Raw genomic sequence first — 25,831 nt, 5'->3', positions numbered from 1 at the left:
AACTTCAATTCATCCTGCTCTGGCGAAAGCCGTATGAGCGGCTCCCGCCGCGTTTTCTCGATTCCCTCCGGAGCGCCGTTCCTGCCGACGCTGGCCGAGGCCTTGCTCTCGGGCCGGCTCGTTCCGGGCTTCCGCTTCGACGGCGAGCCGCTGGCGCTGGCCGATGTCACCATCTATGTGCCGACCCGCCGCGCCGCGCGCGCGCTGCGCGGCGTCTTCGTCGACGTGCTCGGCAGTCGTTCGGCGATCCTGCCGGTGATCCGCCCGCTTGGCGAATTCGACGAGGACGAAGCTGCCTTCGAGGCCGAAGCGGCGGCCGCTCTCGATCTGGCGCCGCCGATTGCCGCGATCGAGCGCCTGCTGCTGCTGGCGCCGCTGGTGCGCGCCTGGAAACGTCGACTGCCGGCGCATGTCGCGGCCCTTTTCGACGAGGAGATCGTCGTGCCGGCCTCCGCCGCCGATGCCATCTGGCTGGCGCGCGACCTGGCCCGGCTGATGGACGAGATCGAGACGGAAGGCACGGACTGGACCAGGTTAGCCGATCTGGTGACCGGCAATCTGGCCGGCTGGTGGCAAGTGACGCTCGATTTCCTCGGCATCGTCACCGACAACTGGCCTGATATCCTGGAGGAGCGCAACCGCTCCAACCCCGCCGCGCATCGCAATGCGCTGATCAGGCTGGAAGCGGCGCGGCTGAAGCGCAACCCGCCCGCTGGGCCGGTGATCGCCGCCGGCTCCACCGGATCTATTCCCGCCACCGCCGAACTGCTCGCCGTGATCGCCGGCCTGCCCGGCGGCGCCGTCGTGCTGCCCGGCCTCGACACGATGCTGGACGAGCCGTCCTTCCAGGCGATTGCCGCACCTGGCGCCCGCCCGGCTCTGCTTGGCCATCCGCAATATGGCCTGGCCAAGCTGATCGGCAAGATCGGCGTGCTGCGCGGCGATGTCGAGGAGATCGCGGTTGCCGAAAAGCCGCTGGCGCTGCGCGCGGCGCTCGTCGGCGAGGCCCTGCGGCCGGCCGAGACCACCGAATTGTGGGCCGAGACGCGGCTCGGCTTCGCTGCGGGCGAGATTGCCGAGGCCTTCGCCGAAGTGACGCTTCTCGAAGCCGCCAGCGAACGCGACGAGGCCGTGGCGATCGCCGTCGCGCTCAAACGCGCCGTCGAGGAGCCCGGCCGGCGCGCCGCGCTCGTCACCGGCGACCGTTCCCTGGCGCGGCGCGTTGCGGCCGAACTTTTGCGCTTCGGCGTCGTCGCCGACGATTCCGGCGGCACGCCGCTTGCCGGCACGCTTGCCGCCGGCCTGCTCAGGCTGATACTTCAGGCCGCCTTCCATCCCGGCGATCCGGTCGCGCTGCTGTCGCTGCTCAAGCATCCACTGCTTGGCCTTGGCCTGGAAAGAACGGAAGTCCGCCATGCCGCGGAGATCATCGAACTGGTGGCGCTGCGCGGCGGCACCGGACGTCCCGATATCGCATCGCTGGCGGAACTCTTCGAAACTCGCCTTACCGGCCTGAGTGGCGACAAGCGCGAGCCCTTCTGGTTCTCGCGCCTGACCGTGCACAGCATCGAGGCCGCCCGCGATTTGCTTGTCCGCCTTGCCGCCGCGCTGGCGCCGCTGATCGCGCTTCGCGGCGAGGGCGACGCCGATCTTCCCGCGCTGAGCAGGGCCAGCGTCGTCGCCCTCGAGAATCTCGGCCGTGCCGCGGATGGCAGTCTGAGCGGCCTTTATGCGGGCGATGCCGGCGAAAAGCTCGCCGAACTGCTGCGCGGACTGGTCGCCGCCTCGGTGCCGTTCTCCTTCGCCGCGGATGAATGGCCTGACGTGATGGAGGCACTGATCGCGCCCGAAACGGTCAAGCCGGCGCAAGGTACCGACCGGAACATCGCCATCTGGGGCGCGCTGGAAGCCCGCCTGCAAAGCGTCGACACGCTGGTCATTGGCGGCCTGAACGAAGGCGTATGGCCGCGCAAGCCGGAGAGCGACCGCTTCATGTCGCGGCTGATGAAGAGCGGCATCGATCTCGAGCCGCCCGAACGGCGCATCGGCCTTGCCGCCCATGATTTCCAGATGGCGATGGGCGCAAGCAAAGTGGTGCTGGCGCGCTCCGCCCGCTCCGGCGATGCGCCGGCGGTGCCGTCGCGCTGGCTGCAGCGCATCCTCACCTTTATCGGCAAGGACCATGCGGCGGTGCTTAGCCGGCGCGGCGACGAATTGCTGGCCTGGGCGCGCGCGCTCGATGCCGGCGAGAAGCGGGATTTCGCGCCGCGGCCGCAGCCGAAGCCGCCGCTGACTGTCCGGCCAACCCATTTCTCGGTCACCGAGATCGAGACGCTGCGCCGCGACCCCTACGCGATCTATGCCAGGAGGATCCTCGGCCTGATGCCGCTCGATCCGCTCATCCGCGATCCGGGCGCCGCCGAGCGCGGCACGCTGTTTCACGCCATCCTGCATCTTTTCTCGGCTGACGTGGCCGACCCGCGCGCACCGGAGGCGCTGGCCGGCCTTATCGCCGCCGGCCGCGCCTGCTTCGCCGAGGCGGCCCTTCCGGCCGATGTCGAGGCGGTATGGTGGCCGCGCTTCGAAAAGCTTGCCGGCGGCATCGTCGAATGGGAGCGTGGCCGCGCCGATGCCGTAGTCCGGCGACATGCCGAGGAGCGCGCCCAAAAGACCGGCGTCGGCCAATCCGGCGTGACGCTGTCCGGCTATGCCGATCGCATCGATCTGCTGGCCGGCGGCATGGCCGACATTCTCGACTACAAGACCGGCTCCTCGCCGTCCAAGGCGCAGGCGCACACGCTACTGTCGCCACAATTGGCGCTGGAAGGCGCGTTGCTGAGGCGCGGCGCTTTCAGGGAGCTGGGTGCGTGCGAGCCGTCGCAACTGGCCTTCATCAGGCTGAAGCCGAATGGCGAGGTGTTCGAGGAATCCATCCTCGAATACAACCGCAAGCCGCGAACCGCCGCCGATCTCGCCGAGGAAGCCTGGGCGCGGCTGGAAAATCTGCTGATCCACTATGCCGACCCGGCGACCGGTTACCTGTCACGCGCATTGCCGTTTCGCGAGGGCGAGACCGATGGCGACTACGACCATCTCGCCCGCGTGCTCGAATGGTCCGCCGGTGGTGATGCCGACGACGAGGGAGGGGAGGCGTGAAAAAAGCCTATCCGATCCCGACCGACACCGCCATTAGCCAGGCAAAGGCCTCCGACCCGCGGAATTCCGCCTGGGTGTCGGCCAATGCCGGTTCCGGCAAGACCCATGTGCTGGCGCAGCGCGTGATCCGGCTTCTGCTCAAGGGCACCGATCCGTCGAAGATATTGTGCCTGACCTATACGCGCGCCGCCGCCGCCAATATGTCGAACCGGGTGTTTTCGACACTCTCGGAATGGACGGCGCTTGGCGATATGGAGCTCTCGGCAAGGATAGAGGCTCTGGACGGAAGGCGGCTCGATCGCGACACCATGTGCCGGGCGCGCCGGCTGTTCGCCGAGGCGCTGGAAACGCCGGGCGGGCTGAAGATCCAGACCATCCACGCCTTCTGCGAATCGGTGCTGCACCAGTTCCCGCTGGAAGCCAACATTCCGGCCCATTTCGAAATGCTCGATCCGCAGATGGAGGCCTCGCTGTTCGCCGCCGCCCGCCGCGACATGATTTCGGGCACGGCCGCAGGCGACGCCGGGCTGGCCGAGGCCTTCGCCGCCGTGCTGGAACGCGGCGGCGAGGCGGGGCTCGACGCATTGCTTGCCGAGATCGTGCGCAAGCGCGACGGTTTGCGCGCCTTCATCGCGGCTGCCGGCGGCGATGGCTTCCGGGCGCTGTTCGACGAGTTCCGGTTCCGCCCCGGCCAGACCGCCGACGATATCGCGGCGTCCGTCTGGCCCTTGCCGGGTTTCCTGCCGGACTATTTCGTCACCTTTGCCCGCGCTGCCGAAGCCGCCGACGCCCGCATCGTGCTGAACAACATCTTGCCCTATGCCCGTCTTGCCTTTGCCGAGGACGATCCGATCCGGCGGCTGCAATTGTTGGGCAAGGCCTTCCTGCGCGCGGATGGCGCCCCCTATGAGCCGGCAAAGACGTTCAAGAAGGCGCTGCTCGACCGGTTGCCCGATCTGCCGGAACGCTATCTGGCGGCAGTCGGCGCCATAATCGAAATCTCGGACCGGCTGGCCCTGTTCAGGATGCTGGAAGGCACAAGTGCGGCACTGACCATCGCCGACTGGCTGATCGCCCGCTACGAGCAATTGAAGCGCGCCCGTGGGTTCCTGGACTTCAACGACCTCATTACCCGCACGGTCAATCTCCTGGCGCGGCCGGACGCCGGACCGTGGGTGCAGTACAAGCTCGACCAGGGCATCGACCACATACTGCTCGACGAAGCACAGGACACCAGTCCCGACCAATGGGATGTGGTGAAGCGGCTGGCGGAAGAATTCTTTGCCGGGCAAGGCGCGCGCGACACGGTCCACCGCACCATCTTTGCCGTCGGCGACGAAAAGCAGTCGATCTATTCGTTTCAGGGCGCGGCGCCCGACTCCTTCGCCGACTCAAGGTTGCTGTTTGCCGGCAAGGTGCGCGCCGCCGATGCCGCCTTCGCCGATCTCAAGCTGACCTGGTCCTTCCGCTCGAGCGACGACGTGCTCGCCGCGGTCGACCGCGTCTTCGCCGACCCTGCCGTGCGGCGCGGCATCAGCCACGATCCCGATCCGCTGCGCCACCAGGCGATCCGCACCGACGCACCGGGCTATTCCGAGGTCTGGCCCTCGATCGGCGCGGATGCCGTCGACGAGCCCGACGACTGGACGCAAGCCGTCGACCACGCCCATGCGCCGGCTGTGCGCGTTGCCGAAAACGTCGCGGCGACCATTGCCGGCTGGATCGCCTGCGGCGAGGTCATCGAAGGCCGCGGCAAGAAGCTTCGGCCCGGCGACGTCCTGGTGCTGGTGCGCAAGCGCGACCGCTTCGTCCATGCGCTGACGCGCGCGCTGAAGCGCCGCGACATCCCGGTCGCCGGCGCCGACCGGCTGAGCCTGCCCGGCCATATCGCGGTCAAGGACCTGATCGCGCTCGGCCATTTTCTCATTCAGCCGCAGGACGATCTGTCGCTTGCCGCAGTGCTGCGCAGCCCGGTCTTCGATGTTTCGGAAGAGATGCTTTTCAGGCTGGCGGGCGAGCGGCTGCCCGGTCTCCCGTTGATCGCTTCGCTCAGGAAACATGCCGGCGAGAGCATTGCCCTGGCCGCAATCGTTGCCCAACTCGACACATGGTCCAACGAAGCGGCGTTCAAGCCGGTGTTCGAATTCTATGCCGCCATCCTCGCCCGCGACGGCCTGCGCAGGAAGATGATCGCGCGGCTCGGGCCGGAAGCCGGCGACATACTCGACGAGTTCCTGAATTTCTGCCTGGCCGAGGAGCGGACCGGCCTGCCGGGACTGGAATCCTTCCTGTCGACGCTGGAGAATGCCGGTCCCGAGATCAAGCGGGAGATGGACCAGACCCGCGACGAGGTTCGTGTCATGACCGTGCACGCCGCCAAGGGCCTGGAGGCGCCGGTGGTGTTCCTGGTCGATGGTGGCTCGGCCCCCTTCAGCGACCAGCATCTGCCGCGACTGATGCCGTTCGATGGCTCGGGCGAACGTTGGGATGGCAAGGGCTATCTCTGGCGCTCGGCCAGCGATGTCGCCAATGGCTTTTCGCGGGCCGCTTCGGTCCGTGCCCGCGAACTGGCCGACGACGAATACCGGCGGTTGCTTTATGTCGGCATGACGCGTGCCGAGGATCGGCTGATCGTCTGCGGCTATCACGGCAAGCGAGCGCCGAACACCGGTACCTGGCATTCGATCGTCAGCCGCGCGCTGGTCGGGGCGCTGGAAAGCACCGAGCGGCAACACCCGGCCACGGGCGAGGCCGTACATCGCTTTCACGTGACAAAATTGCCGCCGGTCGCACAAGCGGCCGCCGAGGAGGCGCAGCAGGCGCAGCAATTCGGACCATTGCCGAAGACGCTGTTTCAGCCCTTGCCGTCCTATGAGGATCTGCCGCGGCCATTGTCGCCCTCCGGCGCCTCGGCCTTGATCGACGAGACGAAGCAGGCCGTGATCGACACGGGCTCGCCGGTGCTGGATGCCGAGGCGGAGCCCGGCTTTGCAGTGATGCGGGGGCTGGTATTGCACAAATTGCTGCAGATGCTGCCTGGCATCGCCGAGGCTGAACGCCGGGATGCGGCGGAGCGCTACCTCATGCGCGCCGGCGCGCAATGGTCCGATGCCGAGCACGACAAGGCTCTGGCCTCGGTGACCGCCATCCTCACCGATGCCCGCTTCGGCGAATTGTTCTCGCCGTCCTCACGCGCCGAGGTCTCGGTCATGGGCAGCCTTGAGGTGAAGGGCAGGCTGCGCTCCATCTCAGGCAAGATCGACCGGCTGGCGGTCATGCCGGGCAAAGTGTCGATCGTCGACTACAAGACCAACCGGCCGGCGCCCGCGACGATTGCCGAGGTTCCACCGGCCTATGTGCTCCAGCTTGCGCTTTATCGCGCCTTGCTCCAGCCGCTTTACCCCGGACGCGAGGTTCAGGCGGCGCTGCTGTTCACGGAGGCGCCGCGGCTGATCGAACTGCCGGGCGCGGTCATGGATGATGCCCTTGCCCGACTCACGGCAGCGTGACACAACACCTGCTTGAACAAAGATGCGATCACCACCACATTTGGTACGACGAAAAAATCGAAAGGATTTCCGCATGGCCACCGTCAAGGTCGACAAGAGCAATTTCCAGGCCGATGTGCTTAACGCCAAGGAGCCGGTCGTGGTTGATTTCTGGGCGGAGTGGTGCGGCCCCTGCAAGATGATCGCGCCGGCGCTTGAGGAGATCGCCAACGAACTCGGCGGCAAGGTCAAGATCGCCAAGCTCAATATCGACGAGAATCCGGAGCTCGCCGCACAGTTCGGCGTCCGCTCGATCCCGACGCTGATGATCTTCAAGGGTGGCGAAAGGGCCGATATCAAGGTTGGCGCTGCACCCAAGACGGCGCTGTCGCATTGGATCAACGGCAATCTCGCCTGATCGTTGTGAAATTCGGACTGAAGGAGCCCGGCCATCGCGCCGGGCTTTTCTTTGGCGTCATCGACTGGTCGCTCTGGCCCTCGCACTATGGCGCTCCATGTCCTCTGTTCAGACAGACAGGAGAACCCCATGACCGGATCCGCCAAGGCCACCGTCTTCATCGACAATGAGCGCGTCATCGTCACCGAATATCGCTTCCAGCCGGGCGACAACACCGGCTGGCACCGCCATGGCCACGACTACGTCATCGTGCCGCTGATGGACGGCAAGCTGAAGCTGCTGACCAAGGATGGCGAATCCTTCGCCGAGATGAAGAAGGGCGCGCCCTATTTCCGCGAGGAGGGCGTCGAGCACGACGTCATCAGCGCCAATGAGAGCGAATACGCCTTCATCGAGATCGAGCTGAAGTAGCCTCCGGAGCGGATTCTCGCGACATTGCCGGTTGAGGCAGGGTCGCAGAGCTAACCTTGAATGCCAACTATATTGACGCTATATTGCGTCAGAATATGCGTTTAAGGCAGGTTGAAATGGCTCTGGTTCAGTACGCGGACGGGGGATTCTTTGCCCCACGCAAAATCGCCGAGGCACTGCGCACCACTAGCGAGGAAGTGGCCCGAACTGCCGGGCTCGGCCGCGACGCCGTCCAGCGCAAGGAGCGCATCCGTTCCGACAAGACGCAGCGCCGCCTGCGCGAGATGGTTGAAATCATCAACAAGGTCGAACCGCGCTTTGGCTCGGCGCTGGTGGCCTATGCCTGGTACCGGTCCGAACCTCTCTCCGGCTTTTCGGGGCAGACGGCGATGCAGCTTGTGCGCGGCGGGCGAGCCTCGGAGGTGCTTGAGTATGTCGACGCGATCGATGCCGGCGTTCACGCCTGACATCGCTGATGCACTACCGCGGCAAACTGTTTCGGGCGATCAACCCGATCTACGCACGTGAACCGCTCTCAGGGCGGGGCGCCGCATTGTTTGGCGGGCGGTTTAACCCGAAGGGCACGCCGGCGCTCTATACGTCGCTGACCGTCATGACTGCTCTACGCGAGGCCAACCAGGTCGGCAATCTCCAGCCGACGACGCTCGTTTCCTGCGACGCCGAAATCACGGAGGTTTTCGACAGTCGGGACGAGGCAGCGCTCAAGGAAGAAGGGTTGGATGCAGCCGCGCTCTCTGACAGCGCCTGGCGCGATGAGATGCAAGCAAGCGGAGAGGCAAGAACGCAGGCTCTGGCGCGCCGATTGATCGCGAAAGGCTACCAGGCCCTGCTCGTTCGCAGCTTTGCGGCCGGCGCTGCCGAGACTGATCTCAACCTCGTTCTATGGAAATGGGGCGATGCTCCGCCGTCGCGGCTCGCGGTGATCGACGACGAAGGCAGACTGTCGAGAGACGCGCAATGACGCAGCAATCGCCCCGCGTTCTAGCCTCTTGGTACCGGAGGTCCGGCAGAATAGATCAGATCGGCGCCGTGCCGTTTTCAGCCAGTACCGCGCCGGCCAGGTACAATGAGCCGCCGATCAGGATGCGTGGCGGCTGTCCGTCCCAGCTGTCGCGCAGCAGCATCAGCGCGCTGGCGACGGAACTGACCGGCTCGGCCGACAGGCCGGCCTCCGTGGCGCGGATCGCCAGTTCGTCATTCGGCACGCCGGCCTCGCTGAGGCTCACCGGCACCGTGTAGACATGCCGCACGAGGCCCTTGAAGGCGCGGAAATAGCCGGCCTGGTCCTTGGTGTTGATCATGCCGGCGATCAGGACGAGCGGCCGCGGGTTCTTTTCCTCCTGTTCGGCCAGGGCCTCCGCGACAACGATACCTGCTCCCGGATTGTGCCCGCCGTCGAGCCAGATGTCGGCGCCCTTCGGCGCCAGATCCGTCAGCCGGCCCTGCGGCAGCTTCTGCATGCGGCCCGGCCAGGCGACAGTGGCCATCGCCTTTTCGGCGGCGCGGTGGCTGATCTCGAAGCCAGCGGCCTTGACCGCCGCGATCGCCGCGGCTGCATTGGCGAACTGATGACGCCCCGGCAGGCGCGGCGGCGGCAGGTCCATCAGCCCGTCCTCGTCCTGGTAGACCATGCGGCCGTTTTCCTCGAAAGCGAGGAAATCCTGGCCATAGACGAAGGTCGGGCAGTCCAGCCGCTCGGCGGTTTCGATCAGCACCTGCAGCGCCGTGTCGCTCTCCTGCGCGCCGATGACCACCGGGCAGCCGCGCTTGATGATACCGGCCTTTTCGGCGGCGATCAGCTCGACCCGGTCGCCGAGATAGGCTTCATGGTCGAGCGAGACCGGCATGATCACCGACACTGCCGGCCTGTCGATGACATTGGTGGCGTCGAAGCGGCCGCCAAGCCCGACCTCGATGATAGCGGCTTCGGCCGGATGCTCGGAAAACAAGAGGAAGGTGACGGCGGTGAGGATCTCGAAGACGGTGATCGTCTGGCCTTCATTGGCCTTGGCGACGCGCGCTATTGTCTCGGCGAAGACATCATCGTCGACCAGCCTGCCGCCGCCATCGGCGGCCAGCCGGTAGCGTTCATGCCAGTTCACCAGATGTGGCGACGTATGCACGTGGACGAGATGGCCGGCCGCTTCCAGCAACGCGCGCGAGAAGGCGGCGCACGAGCCCTTGCCGTTGGTGCCGGCGATGTGGATGACCGGCGGCAGATGGTCCTGCGGATTGCCCAGCCGCTCGAGCAGCCTGGAGATACGGTCCAGCGAAAGGTCGAAGCCCTTCGGATGAAGCGCCATCAGGCTTTCGATTTCACGGTCGGCGGCAAGCGTTGTCATGGGAGAATCCTAGCGCATGTCGCGCAAAAGTGCGCAGCGGTTTTGCGACAACGACATGCGTAAAAACAAGAACCTAAAGCGCGCTGCATGAATCCGTTCAAATACTACGCGCTTTAGGCGCATGACCCCGGAAATCGGAATCGATTTCCGGAAAGAATCATGCGCGGCCAAGAATGTCGCGTCAGGCCTGCGGCCGTGCTTCAGCCGGGATCGTCGCCGGCGGCAGGATTTCCGGCTCCAGCGGCTTCTGCTCCTGTGGCACCTTGAGCAGCATCTTCAGGAGTCGCGCGATTGTCTCGCGCATCTCCAGCCTCGACACCACCATGTCGACCATGCCGTGCTCCATCAGATATTCGGCGCGCTGGAAGCCATCGGGTAGTTTTTCGCGGATGGTCTGTTCGATAACGCGCGGCCCGGCAAAGCCGATCAGCGCGCCGGGCTCGGCGATGTGCACGTCGCCCAGCATGGCGTAGGAGGCGGTGACGCCGCCGGTGGTAGGGTTGGTCAGCACCACGATATAGGGCAGGCCGGCCTCCTTCAGCCGGTCGACGCCGACCGTGGTGCGCGGCAGTTGCATCAGCGACAGGATGCCTTCCTGCATACGGGCGCCGCCGGAAGCGGCGAACAGGATCAGCGGCCGCTTGCGTTGCAAGGCGACCTCGAAGGCATGCACGATGGCATCGCCCGCCGCCATGCCGAGCGAGCCGCCCATGAAGGCAAAATCCTGGACCGTGACCACCACCGGCAGGCCTTCGACGGTGCCCAGCGCATTGACGATCGCATCCTCCAGCCCGGTTTTGGTCTTGGCGTCCTTCAACCGGTCGGTGTAGCGCTTCTCGTCGCGGAACTTCAGCGGGTCCAGCACCACCTTGGGGTTGTCGAGCGTCTCGTATTTGCCGTCGTCGAGGAAGTATTTCAGCCGCTCCTTGGCCGAGATCTTCATGTGATGGCCGGAGGCCGGGATGACAAACTGGTTCTGCTCCAGATCCTTGTGGAAGACCATCTCGCCGGTCTCGGGATCCTTGATCCAGAGGTTCTCGGGCATGTCGGTGCGCCGGCCGAGCATCGAATTGATCTTCGGACGGACATAGTTGGTGATCCAGTTCATCGCTTCGGCTCCTGTCCTGACGAGAAGTGCATGTCGCCCAAAAGTGGGAACCGGTTTTGGGATAACGACATGCACAAAACCTGATCTAGGAAGATTATTCGGCGGCAGCAAGGCGGGCCGCGCGCACCCCCTGGGAAAGGTCGCTGACCAGCGTGGCGACCGCCTCGGCCGGGTCGGCGGTCTTGTCGCCCTTCGGCCCCAGTACATTGGCGACCGCATTGACGATCGCGGTGCCGACGACGACGCCATCGGCATTGGCGCCGATCACGCGCGCCTGCTCGGCGGTCTTGACGCCGAAGCCGACGCAGACCGGCAGGTCGGTATGGCCCTTGATGCGCTTGACCGCCGCCGCCACCTTGCCGGTGTCGGCCAGTGCGGAACCGGTGATGCCGGTCATCGACACGTAGTAGACGAAGCCGGAGGTGTTTTGGAGCACCTTGGGTAAGCGCTTGTCGTCGGTGGTCGGCGTCGCCAGCCGGATAAAGTTGATGCCGGCCTTGAGCGCCGGAATGCAGAGTTCCTCGTCCATTTCCGGCGGCAGGTCGACGACGATCAGCCCGTCAATGCCGCTGGCCAGCGCGTCGCTGAGGAAGCGGTCGACGCCGTAGATGTAGATCGGATTGTAGTAGCCCATCAGAACGATCGGCGTTTCCTGGTCGGCGCTGCGGAATTCCGACGCCATCTTCAGCGTCTTGACCAGCGTCTGGCCGCCTTTCAGCGCGCGCAGGCCGGCCGCCTGGATCGCCGGGCCGTCGGCCATCGGATCGGAAAACGGCATGCCCATTTCGATGATGTCGGCGCCTGCCTTGGGCAGCGCCTTCATGATCGACAAGGCGGTGTCGTAGTCCGGGTCGCCGCTCATGAAATAGGTGACCAGCGCCGGGCGGCCTTCGTTCTTGAGCTTCGCCATGCGGCGGTCGATGCGGGTGGTCATATCAGATCTCCATGCCCAGCATGTCGGCCACCGTGTGCACGTCCTTGTCGCCGCGGCCGGACAGGTTGACGATGACGATCTGGTCCTTGTCCATGTCAGGCACGATCTTGACCGCATGCGCGATGGCATGGGCCGATTCCAGCGCCGGAATGATGCCTTCGACCCGCGTCGTCAGCTTGAATGCCTCCAGCGCCTCGTCGTCGAGGATGGGCACATATTCGACGCGGCCGCTATCGCGCAGCCAGGAATGCTCGGGACCGACACCCGGATAGTCGAGGCCGGCCGAGATCGAGTGGCCGTCCATGATCTGGCCGTCGGCGTTCTGCAGGAGATAGGTGCGGTTGCCGTGCAGCACGCCGGGCGCGCCGGCATTCATCGAGGCGCAATGTTCGATGCCGTCGAGGCCGCGGCCGCCGGCTTCGATGCCGATGATGCGGACCTGCCTGTCGTCGAGGAACGGATGGAACAGGCCGATGGCGTTCGAGCCGCCGCCGACGCAGGCGATGATGGTGTCGGGAAGCCGGCCTTCCCGCTCGAGGATCTGGGCGCGCGCCTCGGTGCCGATCACCGACTGGAAGTCGCGCACCAGCTCCGGATAGGGATGCGGGCCGGCGGCGGTGCCGATCAGGTAATAGGTATCCTCGACATTGGTCACCCAGTCGCGCAAGGCCTCGTTCATGGCATCCTTCAGCGTGCCGTGGCCGGCAGTCACCGGCCTGACCTCGGCGCCGAGCAGCTTCATGCGAAAGACGTTCGGGCTTTGGCGGGCAACGTCGGTGGCGCCCATATAGACCACGCAAGGGTAGCCGAACCGCGCCGCCACCGTGGCCGACGCGACGCCATGCTGGCCGGCACCCGTCTCGGCGATGATGCGCTTCTTGCCCATGCGCTTGGCCAGCAGGATCTGGCCAAGGCAATTGTTGATCTTGTGCGAGCCGGTGTGGTTCAGATCCTCGCGTTTGAAGTAGACTTTCGCCCCGCCACCACGGCCCTTCGCCGAGGAAACCTCGCGAAGATGCCGGGTCAGGCCTTCGGCGAAATAAAGCTTCGACGGCCGCCCGGCATAGTGGGTCGAGAGATCAGTCAGTTCGGCCCTGAAGTCCGGGTCGTTCTTGACCTCGTTCCAGTGCCGTTCCAGGTCGAGGATCAGCGGCATCAGCGTCTCGGCGACGAAGCGGCCGCCAAAGATGCCGAACATGCCCTGTTCGTCGGGTCCGGTGCGGAAGGAATTGGGTGTCGCCGGCTTGTCCATCGCCGATCTCCTACTTCTTGTTCTGGAGCATGTCCTTGTCGGAAAACCGGTTTCCACTTTTCCGGACATACTCCGGGTTCTATCCTTCAGGCTGCGCGGGTATTCCGCGCGGCTCTGACGGCCCGGAAAAACTGTTCGATCAGCGCCGGATCCTTGACGCCCGGGGCACTTTCCACGCCGGACGAGATGTCGATTGCGGGCGGGTTGGCTAGTCTCAGGGCATCGCCGATATTGGCGGCGTTGAGCCCACCGGAAAGCATGTAATCGACGCCGGCGTCAAGACCGGCCAGAATGCGCCAGTCGAAGGCAATGCCATTGCCGCCCGGCAGTTCCGAACCTTTAGGCGGCTTGGCGTCGAACAGGAAACGGTCGGCAATGCCGACGAAGGGCCTTATCCGCTCTAGATCCGCCGCCTCGCTGATCGGCAGCACCTTCATGACAGGCAGGCCGTAACGCGCCTTGAGTTCGGCCAGCCGCTCCGGCGTCTCCGAGCCATGAAGCTGCAGCATGTCGGGGCGCATTTTTCCGACGATCTCGTCCAGGAACGCGTCGCTGGCATCGACCGTCACGGCAACCGCCTTGGCCTTGGCGATCGCTGCCTCACGCAAACGACCGGCTTCCAGGGGATCGATAAAGCGCGGGCTTTTGGCGAAGAAAATAAAGCCGACATGGCTGGCGCCGCCGGCCAATGCCGCGGCCAATGCCTTGTCGGTCTTCAACCCGCATATCTTGATGTCGAGCGCCATGGCGCGGGGATTGGCACGAAACGGCAAAAGAGTCGAGAACAGCCTTCGAACGGCAGACCGGATTCGTCCGTAAATTGCCCGATAAAATTCGTCGATCGCCCTGCGGCGCTCAATCGCCGCAGCCGTTCTGATCTGGTCATAGTTGATCGGCGGCAATCGCCGGGGAGTAGCAGGCATTCGACCTGATTATCATTTCCTTTGGAGCACATAATTAGTTAGATTGATAACTCACTCGTGATCCTGGTTCATGAATATGGCTGCGTCGGATGAAATGGCCGCCTTTGTGCGCATCGTGGATACTGGCTCCTTCGCCAAGGCGGCCATGGAGCTGCGCGTTACGCCGTCCGCGCTGTCGAAGCTGGTGTCACGTCTCGAAGACCGGCTCGGCGTTCGTCTGCTGACACGCACCACGAGACGGTTGGCGCTGACCTCGGAAGGCGCGCTCTATCTTGAACGTGCGCGCGACGTACTGGAGCTCATTGGCCGAACCGAGGACGATGTGTCGTCGACCCGCAGCAGCCCAAAGGGCCACTTGCGGCTCAATTCCAGCACTGGATTCGCCAGACAGGCGCTGTTGCATGCGTTGCCGGCTTTTCTGCAACGTTTCCCCGAAGTCTCGGTGGACCTCGCCTTGACCGACCGGCTCGTTGATCCTGTTGCCGAGCAAGCCGACGTCGTCATACGCGGTAGCCCGGCCGCCGGGTCTGATCTGGTGGTCCGCAAACTGGCGGAAGGGCGCCGATTGATTTGCGCCGCGCCATCCTATCTGCAGCGAGCCGGAACACCGCTTTCAGCGATGGACCTGGCAGGGCACAGCTGCATTGCGCTATCGGGCCAGCTTTCGCCCACGACCTGGCCAATCGCAACCGAAAACGGCGTCGTGCGCTTCCTGCCCAAGGGAAATTTCGCCTGCGACAATGTCGGCATGCTTTTCGATATGGCGATCGAGGGCCATGGCATTGTCCGCCTCGCCGATTTTGTCGTCGGGCAAGCCGTTCGCGAGGGCAGGCTTGTGGAAATTCTGGCCGATATAAATCGCTCGGACACGATTTCGCTGTGGGCTCTGACGCCGAAGGGGCGTTTTCGCGCGCCGCGCGTCCAGGCATTTCTCGAATTCATGGAAGAGTGGTTGCCTAAGGCATCAACGCTCCCGTAGGCGTCGGGCGTGCCGCCATTTGCCGCCGGGGTGGAAAGCGCTACCTTCCTACAGATAACAGGCGGGAGCAAAACCATGGCAGACGAAACCGTCGCCCAACTCAGGCAGAAGGTCGCGCAGGCACGCGAGGTCATTGCGCATTTGATGGACAAGGCAGCCTTCAACGGCGCCGAGGCGCACCGCGCCCTCGACTATTTCGGCAGTGATGCCTTCCAGAGGAACTTCCTGCCCTGGCCGCGCCATGGCGATGAAGGCTTACGACCGGAGGACCTCAACGCCGCGAATGACGATTGAGCGGACCGGCTAGAACTGGTCCGACCGCGTTAATCGAACATGATCGCCTGCAGCGCGCCGCCATTGCGCTTCAGCCAGTCCTTGCAGCGCTCGGTGTCGGGGCAAAGCTGCTCGCACAGTTTCCAGAATTTCGGGCCGTGGTTCATCTCCTTGAGATGCGCCACTTCATGCGCGACGAGGTAGTTGATGACCGGTGTCGGCGCCATCATGATGCGCCAGGAGAAGGACAGATTTCCGTCGGAGGTGCAGGAGCCCCAGCGGCTCGACGTGTCCTTGAAGCGGATGGCCTTGGCGCGCTTGTTGATCGTGGCTGTGTGCTTGACCACCAGCCGTTCGATCTCGCGCTTGGCTTCGCGCTTGAGGAAATCGGCGATGCGGCGCGGCAGGTGTATGCGCTCGCCATGCACGATCAGCAGCGGACCGCGCTCGTCGCGCGAGATGCTGACGGTGCCGCGTTTTGCCGGTTCATGGACGATGCGATGCGGCACGCCGCGCACCGGGATCTTGATGCCTGGCCGCACCTGCGGCCGGTTTGGCACCTTGGCCAGCCGCTGCTCCAGCCAGTCCTGATGGCGGTCGAGGAATTTTTCCACTTCGCCCCGGCGCAGGCCCGGCGGCACGGTGATGCGCAGGCCCCGGCCGCCGGAATCGATGCGCAGCGTCAGCCGCCGTGCGCGGTCGCTCTCGACGATCTTGAGCGGCAGCGTGCGGCCGGCGACACAATGCTCGCGTTCCACGACGGGCGCAGGCTTGGGCTTGGTCAGGTTGCGGAAGAAGCCGATGGTCATGGCCGGACGATACGCGATTCGAGGAAAACGACTAGAGGTGCGAACTCGAAAAGAGAACAAAAAAGAAACGGCGCCGCTCGCGCGACGCCGTTCATCATGCCAAGGCTTGTCGCTCAGCCTCAGTCGTCAAGCAGGTTCGAGCCCTTGCGCTTGGGCGTCGTCGGCCCAGTCGTCTTGGTCGTTCCCGTTGTCGTGGTCGGGGCCGTCGACTTGTTGCGGTTCGCCATGAAGCGGTCGAACTCGTCCTGGTCCTTGGCGCGGCGCAGCTCGCGAGCATAATCGTCGAACTCGCTCAGCATTTCGTCAAGCTTGCGGCGCTCTTCGGCCAGGCGCTCGAGTTCCTTTTCGCGCCAGTCGTCGAAGGCGACATTGCCGGTGCGGGCGGAGCCATGACCCCAGCGCGCGGCCTTGTCGGAACCGCGGCGGCAGCCGGCGAAGATGCCGTCGGTGGCGCGGTTGACGTCGCGCTTGAAGCCGTCGAGCCGGTCGCCCCAGATGATGTAGGCGAGCATGGCGAAGCCGAGCGGCCAGAACACCATGAAACCGATCACCATCAGCGCGATGGTCGCCGGCGTCCAGGCCGGACGGATCAATGCAGATGTGTTCATTTTCTCCCGTTCCTTCAGTTGGAGACAGCCAGATACGGCTGCGTGGAATCGAAATGGGAAGGGGAAAACGGCGATTCAAGACAGTCCCGGCCAAAACCGGACAAGCGGCTGAAATGATTATCGCTTTTTGAGCATTTCGAGGAAAAGCACGATCAGGCCGGCGACCAGGCCCCAGAACGCCGCGCCGACGCCGAACAGCGTCAGCCCCGAGGCGGTGGCGGCAAAGGTGACGGTGGCGGCCATGCGCTCGCCTTCTTCCTTGAGCGCGATCGACAGCGCGTTGGCGAGCGGCGCCATCAGCGCCAGGCCGGCGACCAGCACGATCAGGCTCTGCGGCAAAACGGCGAAGATCGCCACCAGCGAGGCGCCGAACAGGGCGAAGACGAGATAGGCAAGCGCATAGAAGGGACCGGTCTTCCAGCGCTCGGCCGGATCGGGATGCACGTCCGGCCCGGTGCAGATCGCGGCCGAGATCGCCGCCAGATTGGTGGTCGAGGCGCCGAGCGGCGCCGTCAGCAGCGAAAACAGGCCGGTGACGCCGATCAGCGGGCCGGGCTCCGGATGGTAGCCGGCTGCCCTCAGCACGGCGAGGCCGGACAGGTTCTGCGAGGCCATGGTCACGAGGTAGAGCGGCAGGGCAAGCCCGATCAGCGCCGTGACGGAGAAATGCGGCGCAACCAGCGTCAGGGTCGACAATTCCGGCGTCGGCAGGCCGCCGACCCGGCCGGTGAGAAAGGCGGCGAGACCGCCGCCGACCAGCACCGCCAGCACCGACAGCGCCGGATTGAACAGCCTGATGACGAAGAAGGCCGCGATCAGCGGCAGGATCAGCCAGGGATCGACGGGAATGGCCTTCACCGCATTTGTGGCGAAGCTGACGAGGATGCCGGCCAGCATTCCCGACGCGACCGAGGCCGGAATCCTGGCGATCAGTCGCGTCAGCGGCTTAAACAGGCCGGTGGCGATCAAAAGGATACCGGTGACGATGAAGGCGCCGACCGCCTCCCCCATCGAAAAGCCGCTCGATGCCGCGATCAGCGCCAGGCCCGGCGTCGACCAGGCGGTGATGATGGGCATTTTCGTGCGCCATGACAGCCACAGGCTCTCGATCGCCATGGCCAGGCAAAGCGCCGTCACCCAGCTTGCGGTCTCGATTTGCGTCGCGCCGACCGCCTTGGCGGCGGCAATCACGATGGCCAGCGTGCCGCCGAAGCCGACGATTGCCGCGACGAAGGCGGATAGCGGAATGGAAATGCGCATTCTCTAGCCTGCCCGTCCTCTAGCCTGCCCGTCCTCTAGCCTGCCCGTCCTCTAGCCTGCTTGCCGCGCCATGGCGTCCACCGCCCGCACCAGCATGTCGAGATCCTGCGGCCGCGACAGGCGATGGTCGCCGCCGGGGATCAGCGACAGCGTCACGTCGTCGGCCGGCAGCAGGCCGACCAGTTTCAGCGCATGGCTTGACGGCACGTCGGGATCGGCCAGGCCTTGCAATATGTGGACCGGGCAATGCGTGTCGATCGGCCCGGTCATCACCAGATTGTTGCGCCCGTCCTCGATCAGCGCGCGCGTATAGACGTAAGGCTCGGCGGAATAGTCCGACGGCTCCTCGAAAAACCCCTTCTCTCTGAGAGCGCGCTTCTGCGCCTTGGTCAGCACCGGCTCGACCAGTTCGGCGGTGAAATCCGGCGCCGGCGCCAGCAGCACCAGGCCGGCGATGCGGTTCTCGCCGGCCTTGCGCAATTCCTGGACCATCCGCAGCGCGATCCAGGCGCCCATCGAGGAGCCGACCAGGATCTGCTTGCCCTTGGTGTAATGGCGGAACACCGCAAGGCTCTCGGCCAGCCATTTCGAGATGGTGCCGTCGGCAAAGGCGCCGCCGGATTCGCCATGGCCGGAATAATCGTGGCGCAGGAAGGCGCGGCCTTGCCCATCCGCCCATTGCGACAGCGTTTCGGCCTTGGTGCCCAGCATGTCGGATTTGTAGCCGCCGAGCCAGACGATGCCGGGCGCGGCTCCTGCCGTCTGCCGGACGGCGATGCTCAATCCGTCGACGTCGAGAAAAACCGGAGGGGTCATGGCTGGTTCCTTCACGCCGGTCTTTTGGCACAGCCGAGGGGGCGGCGAAAAGTGCTGTCGGTCTTTCTTTGCTTGGTGCAGATCTGCAATCAGGTGATTTCCTGAGAATGCTGTGCTATTGACTCCGGCCGCGCGCTCACCACATTGGCGCGTCCACAGATACGAACTGAAAAACCCTGAACGAAACGGCTCAAGGAGAACACGACCATTCGCAGACCTTTCAAAGCAGCGGCGCCCACCAAGGATGGGCCGCGCTCCAACCGTGACATCCGGGTTCCCCGGGTCCAGCTAATCGACGCCGAAGGCCAGAACCGAGGCGATGTCTCCATCAACGATGCATTGCTGCTCGCCGAAGAGGCGGGGCTCGATCTGGTCGAGATATCGCCCAACGCGGTGCCCCCCGTCGTAAAAATCCTCGATCTCGGCAAACTGAAATACGCCAATCAGAAGAAGGCGGCCGAGGCGCGCAAGAACCAGAAGGTCATCGAGATCAAGGAGATCAAGATGCGCCCGAACATCGACAGCCATGACTACGAGACCAAGATGAAGGCCGTCCGGCGCTTCTTCGAGGAAGGCGACAAGGTCAAGCTGACGCTGCGCTTCCGTGGTCGCGAGATGGCGCATATGGAACTCGGCATGCAGCTTCTGAACAAGGTTCGCGAGGAAGTCGCACCCATCGCCAAGGTCGAGGCCGAACCGAAGCTCGAAGGCCGCCAGATGATGATGGTGCTGGCGCCGCGCTAACGCTGTTATCCCAAAACCGGCAGGCTTTTGGCTGTGCATTAAATCCGCCTGAATCATGGTGCAAGGCGTCCCGGCGATCGGCGGGGTGCCTGTTTTCTTGGCCAGACGTTCGCGGCAAAGTTCCTCGACGATCGGATTCCCGACATGGCAAGTGAAGTCAGATACGCGCAAGTCAAACACGGGCTCGGCAGCTACCAGCATATGCGCAGGCTGGTGCTTGCCGTTCTGATCGTGGCGATGTTCGCGGCGCTGCTGTTCGGCCAGTCGATTTTCCCTCCCGACGCCCCTGTGCACGAAGCGATCGAGATGGTCGGCGTCCTGCTGATCTTTCTCGGCGTCGCCGGGCGTTTGTGGTCGACGCTTTATATCGGCGGGCGCAAATCCTCCGAGGTGGTGACCGGCGGACCCTATTCGATCACCCGCAACCCGCTCTATGTCTTCTCCACCTTGGCAGCCGCCGGCGTCGGCGCACAGATCGGCTCGATCGCGGCCACGATCGGCTTTGGGCTACTTTGCGCGGGTGCCTTCTACATCGTCATCCTGCGCGAGGAGAAATACCTCAAGGAGGTACTCGGCGCGCCATACCAGGCCTATCTGGCGAAGGTGCCGCGCTTCTTTCCGAAGTTGTCGCTCTATGAGGAGGGCGACACCGGCAGCTTCAAGCCGCGCCTGCTGCGGACCACGCTGCTGGACGGGTTGGTGTTCCTGGTGGCGCTGCCATTCTTCGAACTGATCGACGGCGCGCAGCAGTCGGGCATACTACCAGTGCTGTTTCGCTTCCCGTAATCGGGGCGGAACGTCGCCTCTCCTGAGGTGTTGCACAGCCGCCGGCTTTGACGTATAGGACCGCCGTTCCCAAAAAACCGCCCGGCAGGGCATGCCGTGGCGGTTTCATTTGCTTTTCGGGCTTTGGTCGGCCTGAAGCGAACAAAAAGCGCGATCGTGCGCATATAAACGGAGTAGCAAAATGCCCAAGATGAAGACCAAATCGGCCGCCAAGAAGCGGTTCAAGATCACAGGTACGGGTAAGGTCCTGTCGGCTGCGGCCGGCAAGCGTCACGGCATGATCAAGCGTTCCAACAAGTTCATTCGAAATGCCCGCGGCACGATGGTTCTGGCTGAACCGGATGGCAAGAAGGTCATCAAGAATTTTCTGCCGAACGGCCTCTAGGGCATTCGGTCCGGACACGTTTAAGGAGATCATGACATGGCACGCGTAAAAAGAGGCGTCACCTCGCACGCCAAGCACAAGAAGGTCCTGAAAGCCGCCAAGGGCTTCTACGGCCGCCGCAAGAACACCATCCGCATCGCCAAGCAGGCGGTGGAAAAGTCGCTGCAATACGCTTACCGCGACCGCAAGAACCGCAAGCGCTCGTTCCGCGCGCTGTGGATCCAGCGCATCAATGCCGCGACCCACGAGCACGGCCTGACCTATGGCCGCTTCATCGACGGCCTCAACAAGGCCGGCATCGAGATCGACCGCAAGATCCTGTCGGACATGGCCATCCACGAGCCGCAGGCTTTCGCCGCTCTCGTGGCCAAGGCCAAGGTCGCGCTCGAATACCTCAAGAACACCACGCCGAACGCTTTTGAAAGCGCTGTCGCCTAAGACCAGCGCTTCCCAAGCATTCGCAATTCTGATTTGGGGAACCCGCGCTGGCACGGCTGGCGCGGGTTTTTCTTTGCTTCCCATCAGGCCCGGAACATGAGCGATATGGAAACTCTAGAGAATTCCCTTATGGCCGACATCGCGTCGGCGGCCGACGAGCAGGCCATCGAAGCCGTGCGCGTTTCGGCGCTCGGCAAGAAGGGCTCGGTCTCCGAAATGCTGAAGACGCTGGGCGCGATGAGCGCCGAGGAGCGCCAGCTCAAGGGTCCGGCGATCAACGGCCTCAAGAACCGCGTCACCGAGGCGCTTTCCGCACGTCGGGCCGAGTTGAAGGATGTGGCGATCACCGCCCGCCTGGCCGCCGAAAAGGTCGATGTGACCTTGCCGGTGCGCCAGTCGCCGGCCGAGCGCGGCCGCATCCATCCCATCAGCCAGGTCATCGACGAGATTGCGGCCATCTTCGGCGATCTCGGTTTCGCCATCGCCGAAGGCCCCGATATCGAGACCGACTACTACAATTTCACCGCGCTGAATTTCCCCGAGGGACACCCGGCGCGCGAGATGCACGACACCTTCTTCTTCCAGCCGGACGAGAAGGGCGAGCGCAAGCTGTTGCGCACCCACACCTCGCCGGTGCAGATCCGCACCATGGAGCGGCAGAAGCCGCCGATCCGCATCGTCATCCCCGGCAAGACCTACCGGCAGGATTCCGACGCCACCCATTCGCCGATGTTCCATCAGGTCGAGGGGCTGGTCATCGACAGATCAGCCAATGTCGCCAACATGAAATGGGTGCTGGAGGAGTTCTGCAAGGCCTTCTTCGAGGTGCCGCAGGTCAAGATGCGCTTCCGCCCGTCCTTCTTCCCGTTCACCGAGCCCAGCCTCGAAGTCGACATCCAATGCGATCGTTCGCGGCCGGGCGAAGTGCGCTTCGGCGAAGGCTCCGACTGGATGGAGATCCTCGGCTGCGGCATGGTCCATCCCAATGTGCTGCGGCATGGCGGGCTCGACCCGGACGAGTATCAGGGCTTTGCCTGGGGCATGGGCATCGACCGCATCGCCATGCTGAAATACGGCATGCCGGACCTGCGCGCCTTCTTCGACGCCGATGTGCGCTGGCTGTCGCATTACGGTTTCAGGCCGCTCGACATGCCGACGCTGTTCGGAGGACTGAGCACATGACAGCGCCGCACACCGGCGGCTGCCGCTGCGGCGCCGTGCGGTTCGAGGCTTCGGCCGAACCGCACCATGTCAGCTATTGCCATTGCGGCGATTGCCGGCGGGCCAGCGGCGCGCCGGTATCGGCCTTTGTCGGCTTCATGAACGATCAGGTCGCCCTTACCGGCAAGGCATTGAAGATGTTCGAGAACGGGCCAGTGACGCGTTCCTTCTGTGGCATCTGCGGCTCGCCCATCGCCTATGTCGACGAGCGGCTGGAGGACCACATCTACTTCATGCTCGGCGCCATGGACATGCCAGCCTATTTCAAGCCGACGCACCACGCCCATGTGCGCGAGCAGCTTCCCTTTCTCCACATGCCAGATTCACTGCCGCGCCATCTCAAGAGCAGCGTGGCAAGACCTTCGGAAACACAGTCATGAAATTCACCCTCTCCTGGCTCAAGGATCACCTCGAGACCGACGCCTCGCTGGCGGAGATCGTCGAGCGGCTGACCTCGATCGGCCTCGAAGTCGAACATGTCGATGACAAGGCTGGTCTGAAGCCCTTCGTCATCGCCAAAGTGCTGACGGCGGTGCAGCATCCCGACGCCGACCGGCTGCGCGTGCTCACCGTCGATACCGGTGACGGCAAGGCGCCGGTGCAAGTGGTGTGTGGCGCGCCGAACGCCCGCGCGGGCCTGATCGGCGCTTTCGCTGCGCCCGGCACCTATGTTCCCGGTATCGACATGACGCTGACCGTCGGCAAGATCCGCGGCGTCGAGAGCCACGGCATGATGTGCTCCGAGCGCGAGCTGGAACTGTCAGACGAGCACAATGGCATCATCGACCTGCCTGCCGATGCGCCGGTCGGCACCAGCTTCGCCGCCTATGCGCATCTCGACGATCCGGTGATCGAGATCAATTTGACGCCGAACCGGCCGGACGCAACCAGCGTCTATGGCATCGCCAGGGATCTTGCGGCAAGCGGGCTTGGCCGGCTCGTCGGCGGCGCGATCATGCCGCATGCCGGCAACGGCATGTGCCCGGTCAAGGTGAGCATAGAGGCCCCCGAGCTCTGCCCCGGCTTTGCGCTGCGGCTGGTCAAGGGCGTCAGGAACGGCCCATCGCCGAAATGGCTGCAGCAGCGGCTGCTGGCCATTGGTCTCAGGCCGATCAGCGCGCTGGTCGACATCACCAACTACGTCACCTTCGACCGCGGCCGGCCGCTGCATGTGTTCGACGCCGCGAAGGTCGCCGGCAACCTGACCGTGCGCAGGGCGAAGGACGGCGAAAAGGTGTGGGCGCTGGATGGCCGCGAATACACGCTGACGCCCGAAATATGCGTCATCGCGGACGAGGATGGCGTCGAGTCGATCGCCGGCGTCATGGGCGGCGAGCATTCCGGCTGCGACGAGAACACGTCAGACGTGCTGATCGAATCGGCACTCTGGGATCCGATCACTACGGCGCGCACCGGCCGCACGCTCGGCATCATCACCGATGCGCGCTACCGCTTCGAGCGTGGCGTCGACCCCGAATTCATGGTCCCCGGCGTGGAGCTGGCGACGAAACTGGTGCTCGATTTCTGCGGCGGCACGCCGACGGAGATCGAGGTGGCCGGATATGCCGGCCATATCGACAAGATCGTCGCCTTCCCGCTGTCGGAAGTGGAGCGCCTGACCGGCATCGAGGTGCCGAGGGCGGAAAGCCTCGACATCCTGTCGCGCCTCGGCTTCGAGCCGCAGGGCTCGGGCGACATCGTCGACGTGAAGGTCCCCTCCTGGCGGCCGGATGTCGACGGCAAGGCCGACCTGGTCGAGGAGGTGATGCGCATCCACGGCGTCGACAACATCTTGGCCCAGCCGCTCGGTTCTCACGACGCGGTCAACGCGAAAATCCTGACCACGCTGCAGATCCGTACCCGCGCGGCCAAGCGGGCGCTCGCCGTGCGCGGCATGATGGAGGCTGTCACCTGGTCGTTCATTCCGGCCAGGCATGCCGAACTGTTCGGTGGCGGCCAGACGGCGCTGAAGCTCGCCAACCCGATTGCCGCCGACATGTCCGACATGCGGCCCTCGCTGCTGCCCGGCCTGATCGCCGCCGCACAGCGCAATGTCGACAAGGGCATTGGCGATGTGGCGCTGTTCGAAGTGTCGGGCACATATGAGGGCGATGGTGCCGACCAGCAGCGGCGGGTCGCCGCCGGCGTGCGGCGCGGCACGGCAAAGCTCGACGGCTCCGGCCGTAGCTGGGCCGGCAATTCAGGCCCGGTCGGCGTGTTCGACGCCAAGGCCGACGCGATCGCCGCACTCGAGGCCTGCGGCGCGCAGGTCGAGCGGCTGCAGATCGAGGCCGGCGGCCCGGCCTGGTACCACCCCGGCCGTTCCGGCACGATCAAGCTCGGGCCGAAGGTCATTTTGGGCACGTTCGGCGAATTCCACCCCAAGACGCTGGAAGGGCTCGACGTCTCAGGCCCGCTCTGCGGTTTCGAGGTCTTTGTCGACGCCGTGCCGGAGCCGAAGGCCAAGCCGACAAAAACCAAGCCTAAGCTGGAACTGTCCGCTTTCCAGGCGGTGAAGCGCGATTTCGCCTTCGTCGTCGACAGGGCGGTCGAGGCCGGCATGCTGGTTCGCGCCGCCCTTGCCGCCGACAGGAAGCTGATCACCGGCGTCTCCGTCTTCGACGTCTTCGAAGGCGCCTCGTTAGGGGCCGCCAAGAAGTCGATCGCCATCGAAGTGTCGATCCAGCCGGTCGAGAAGACACTGACCGACGAAGACTTCGAGGCGCTTGCCAGGCGCATCGTCGAGAATGTCGGCAAGCAGACGGGCGGCGTGCTGCGAGCATGAAGGGGATTGCCGGCAGATGGCGAATCGCTCTCCAAAGAGCGATGGACCATCTTCGCTACTCAGGGCTCTCCTTCGAAAGGCAAAGGACGGCCTTCCTCGACATCGTCTCCGCCGACCCGCTGCTCGGCGAGACGCTGAAGCGGGCGCGGGGGCTCGATCTGCCCGATTGGCTGGTTGTCTCGGGCGCGCTTTACAACAGCGTCTGGAACCATCTGACCGGCAAGCCGTCGGGTTACGGCATCAGGGATGTCGACCTGTTCTATTTCGACGAGAGCGACCTGTCGTATGAAGCCGAGGACGGCGTGATTGCCCGCGCCGCTCCAGCCTTCGCCGGCCTGCCGCTGCCGGTCGAGATCCGCAATCAGGCGCGGGTGCATCTATGGTACCCCCTGAAGTTCGGACGTGCCTGCCCCCGCTATACAAGCTCCAGCCACTCGCTCGGCTTTTTCGCCTCGCAGACCCATGCGGTCGGCGTCCGCATGGACAATGACAGCCAGCTCCAATTGGTGGCGCCGTTCGGCCTCGATGATATCTTCGCGTTTCGCATCACGCCGAACCGGGTGATGGATAATCGGCAGACGCATGAGACGAAGGGTGCTCAGGCCAGGGAGAACTGGCCGGAGATCACAGTCGTGCCGTGGTGAGGCTGGTATTCTCTGGAGACGTTGGCGCGA

General features: G+C 64.5%; 25 protein-coding genes. 16 read left to right on the top strand and 9 right to left on the bottom strand.

All coding sequences use genetic code 11. The features are described from left to right. Positions 1-33 precede the first annotated feature (33 nt). The 6 genes from addB (at position 34) to MESS2_RS03900 (ending at position 8,455) form a co-directional block, all read left to right on the top strand. Positions 34-3,156 carry a double-strand break repair protein AddB gene (gene addB / locus MESS2_RS03925; RefSeq protein ID WP_008872780.1) on the top strand — a complete coding sequence of 1,041 codons (3,123 nt, stop codon included), beginning with the start codon at positions 34-36 and terminating at the stop codon, positions 3,154-3,156. Continuing rightward, positions 3,153-6,665: a double-strand break repair helicase AddA gene (gene addA / locus MESS2_RS03920; RefSeq protein ID WP_008872779.1), complete on the top strand. Its 3,513-nt coding sequence runs from the start codon at positions 3,153-3,155 to the stop codon at positions 6,663-6,665. Before addB ends, addA begins: the two co-directional genes overlap by 4 nt. A gap of 73 nt (positions 6,666-6,738) precedes the next feature. Next, the gene (gene trxA / locus MESS2_RS03915) at positions 6,739-7,062 is read left to right on the top strand and encodes a thioredoxin (protein ID WP_008872778.1); all 324 of its coding nucleotides are present in this window, start codon (positions 6,739-6,741) and stop codon (positions 7,060-7,062) included. A gap of 129 nt (positions 7,063-7,191) precedes the next feature. After that, a complete protein-coding gene (locus MESS2_RS03910; protein WP_008872776.1) occupies positions 7,192-7,473 on the top strand; it encodes a cupin domain-containing protein in 282 nt (93 codons plus the stop codon). Positions 7,474-7,589: 116 nt separating this feature from the next. Then, entirely contained in the window at positions 7,590-7,940 is a 351-nt protein-coding gene (locus tag MESS2_RS03905) for an antitoxin Xre/MbcA/ParS toxin-binding domain-containing protein (RefSeq protein WP_008872775.1), read from the top strand. 8 nt (positions 7,941-7,948) lie between these two features. Continuing rightward, positions 7,949-8,455: an RES family NAD+ phosphorylase gene (locus tag MESS2_RS03900; protein WP_008872774.1), complete on the top strand. Its 507-nt coding sequence runs from the start codon at positions 7,949-7,951 to the stop codon at positions 8,453-8,455. A gap of 55 nt (positions 8,456-8,510) precedes the next feature. Here the strand turns inward: MESS2_RS03900 and MESS2_RS03895 are convergent, their stop codons facing one another. The 5 genes from MESS2_RS03895 to MESS2_RS03875 form a co-directional block, all read right to left on the bottom strand. Beyond that, positions 8,511-9,836: a bifunctional folylpolyglutamate synthase/dihydrofolate synthase gene (locus tag MESS2_RS03895; protein WP_008872773.1), complete on the bottom strand. Its 1,326-nt coding sequence runs from the start codon at positions 9,834-9,836 to the stop codon at positions 8,511-8,513. A 181-nt stretch (positions 9,837-10,017) separates the two neighbouring features. Continuing rightward, positions 10,018-10,944 (bottom strand): acetyl-CoA carboxylase, carboxyltransferase subunit beta, encoded by a 927-nt coding sequence (accD, locus tag MESS2_RS03890; protein WP_008872772.1) that lies wholly within the window; start codon positions 10,942-10,944, stop codon positions 10,018-10,020. A 94-nt stretch (positions 10,945-11,038) separates the two neighbouring features. After that, positions 11,039-11,878: a tryptophan synthase subunit alpha gene (gene trpA, locus MESS2_RS03885; protein WP_008872771.1), complete on the bottom strand. Its 840-nt coding sequence runs from the start codon at positions 11,876-11,878 to the stop codon at positions 11,039-11,041. 1 nt (position 11,879) lies between these two features. Further along, positions 11,880-13,130: a tryptophan synthase subunit beta gene (gene trpB, locus MESS2_RS03880; protein WP_008872770.1), complete on the bottom strand. Its 1,251-nt coding sequence runs from the start codon at positions 13,128-13,130 to the stop codon at positions 11,880-11,882. An 86-nt stretch (positions 13,131-13,216) separates the two neighbouring features. Next, complete coding sequence (locus tag MESS2_RS03875; protein ID WP_040592042.1) at positions 13,217-13,876, bottom strand: phosphoribosylanthranilate isomerase; 660 nt, start codon at positions 13,874-13,876, stop codon at positions 13,217-13,219. 247 nt (positions 13,877-14,123) lie between these two features. Here MESS2_RS03875 and MESS2_RS03870 point away from each other — a divergent pair, with 247 nt between their 5' ends. Further along, positions 14,124-15,032: a LysR family transcriptional regulator gene (locus MESS2_RS03870; protein ID WP_341872345.1), complete on the top strand. Its 909-nt coding sequence runs from the start codon at positions 14,124-14,126 to the stop codon at positions 15,030-15,032. A gap of 75 nt (positions 15,033-15,107) precedes the next feature. Then, a complete protein-coding gene (locus tag MESS2_RS03865) occupies positions 15,108-15,326 on the top strand; it encodes a hypothetical protein (RefSeq protein ID WP_008872767.1) in 219 nt (72 codons plus the stop codon). A 29-nt stretch (positions 15,327-15,355) separates the two neighbouring features. On the opposite strand, the gene MESS2_RS03860 is transcribed toward MESS2_RS03865, so the two are convergent. The 4 genes from MESS2_RS03860 to MESS2_RS03845 all read right to left on the bottom strand — a co-directional run bounded on the left by MESS2_RS03860 (position 15,356) and on the right by MESS2_RS03845 (position 18,798). Beyond that, positions 15,356-16,114 (bottom strand): M48 family metallopeptidase, encoded by a 759-nt coding sequence (locus MESS2_RS03860; RefSeq protein WP_008872766.1) that lies wholly within the window; start codon positions 16,112-16,114, stop codon positions 15,356-15,358. A gap of 119 nt (positions 16,115-16,233) precedes the next feature. Beyond that, on the bottom strand, positions 16,234-16,722 hold the full coding sequence (locus MESS2_RS03855) for a DUF2852 domain-containing protein (RefSeq protein WP_008872765.1): 489 nt from the start codon (positions 16,720-16,722) through the stop codon (positions 16,234-16,236). A gap of 117 nt (positions 16,723-16,839) precedes the next feature. Further along, positions 16,840-17,982 (bottom strand): benzoate/H(+) symporter BenE family transporter, encoded by a 1,143-nt coding sequence (locus tag MESS2_RS03850; protein WP_008872763.1) that lies wholly within the window; start codon positions 17,980-17,982, stop codon positions 16,840-16,842. A gap of 51 nt (positions 17,983-18,033) precedes the next feature. Beyond that, positions 18,034-18,798 carry an alpha/beta hydrolase gene (locus tag MESS2_RS03845; RefSeq protein WP_008872762.1) on the bottom strand — a complete coding sequence of 255 codons (765 nt, stop codon included), beginning with the start codon at positions 18,796-18,798 and terminating at the stop codon, positions 18,034-18,036. A 207-nt stretch (positions 18,799-19,005) separates the two neighbouring features. Between MESS2_RS03845 and infC the strand changes: the two genes are divergently transcribed. From infC to MESS2_RS03805, 8 genes are all read left to right on the top strand, one after another. Continuing rightward, positions 19,006-19,542 carry a translation initiation factor IF-3 gene (gene infC, locus MESS2_RS03840; RefSeq protein ID WP_081482097.1) on the top strand — a complete coding sequence of 179 codons (537 nt, stop codon included), beginning with the start codon at positions 19,006-19,008 and terminating at the stop codon, positions 19,540-19,542. 144 nt (positions 19,543-19,686) lie between these two features. After that, a complete protein-coding gene (locus MESS2_RS03835; RefSeq protein WP_008872761.1) occupies positions 19,687-20,328 on the top strand; it encodes a methyltransferase family protein in 642 nt (213 codons plus the stop codon). Between the two features lie 181 nt (positions 20,329-20,509). Further along, positions 20,510-20,713, top strand: a complete 204-nt coding sequence (rpmI, locus tag MESS2_RS03830; protein WP_006201248.1) for a 50S ribosomal protein L35 — start codon at positions 20,510-20,512, stop codon at positions 20,711-20,713. A gap of 36 nt (positions 20,714-20,749) precedes the next feature. Then, positions 20,750-21,151, top strand: a complete 402-nt coding sequence (rplT, locus tag MESS2_RS03825) for a 50S ribosomal protein L20 (protein WP_006201247.1) — start codon at positions 20,750-20,752, stop codon at positions 21,149-21,151. Between the two features lie 96 nt (positions 21,152-21,247). After that, positions 21,248-22,333 (top strand): phenylalanine--tRNA ligase subunit alpha, encoded by a 1,086-nt coding sequence (gene pheS, locus MESS2_RS03820; RefSeq protein ID WP_040592030.1) that lies wholly within the window; start codon positions 21,248-21,250, stop codon positions 22,331-22,333. Continuing rightward, entirely contained in the window at positions 22,330-22,752 is a 423-nt protein-coding gene (locus MESS2_RS03815; protein ID WP_008872759.1) for a GFA family protein, read from the top strand. The genes pheS and MESS2_RS03815 overlap by 4 nt, the downstream gene beginning before the upstream one ends. Continuing rightward, a complete protein-coding gene (gene pheT, locus MESS2_RS03810; protein WP_008872758.1) occupies positions 22,749-25,157 on the top strand; it encodes a phenylalanine--tRNA ligase subunit beta in 2,409 nt (802 codons plus the stop codon). Before MESS2_RS03815 ends, pheT begins: the two co-directional genes overlap by 4 nt. A gap of 41 nt (positions 25,158-25,198) precedes the next feature. Further along, positions 25,199-25,801 carry a nucleotidyltransferase family protein gene (locus MESS2_RS03805; protein WP_040592028.1) on the top strand — a complete coding sequence of 201 codons (603 nt, stop codon included), beginning with the start codon at positions 25,199-25,201 and terminating at the stop codon, positions 25,799-25,801. Positions 25,802-25,831: the final 30 nt, after the last annotated feature.

Origin of the sequence: Mesorhizobium metallidurans STM 2683 (genome assembly GCF_000350085.1) — a bacterium.
Lineage (GTDB): Bacteria > Pseudomonadota > Alphaproteobacteria > Rhizobiales > Rhizobiaceae > Mesorhizobium > Mesorhizobium metallidurans.
The sequence above is the reverse complement of the archived record's forward strand: the minus strand, read 5'-3'. Positions and strand labels throughout refer to the sequence as shown.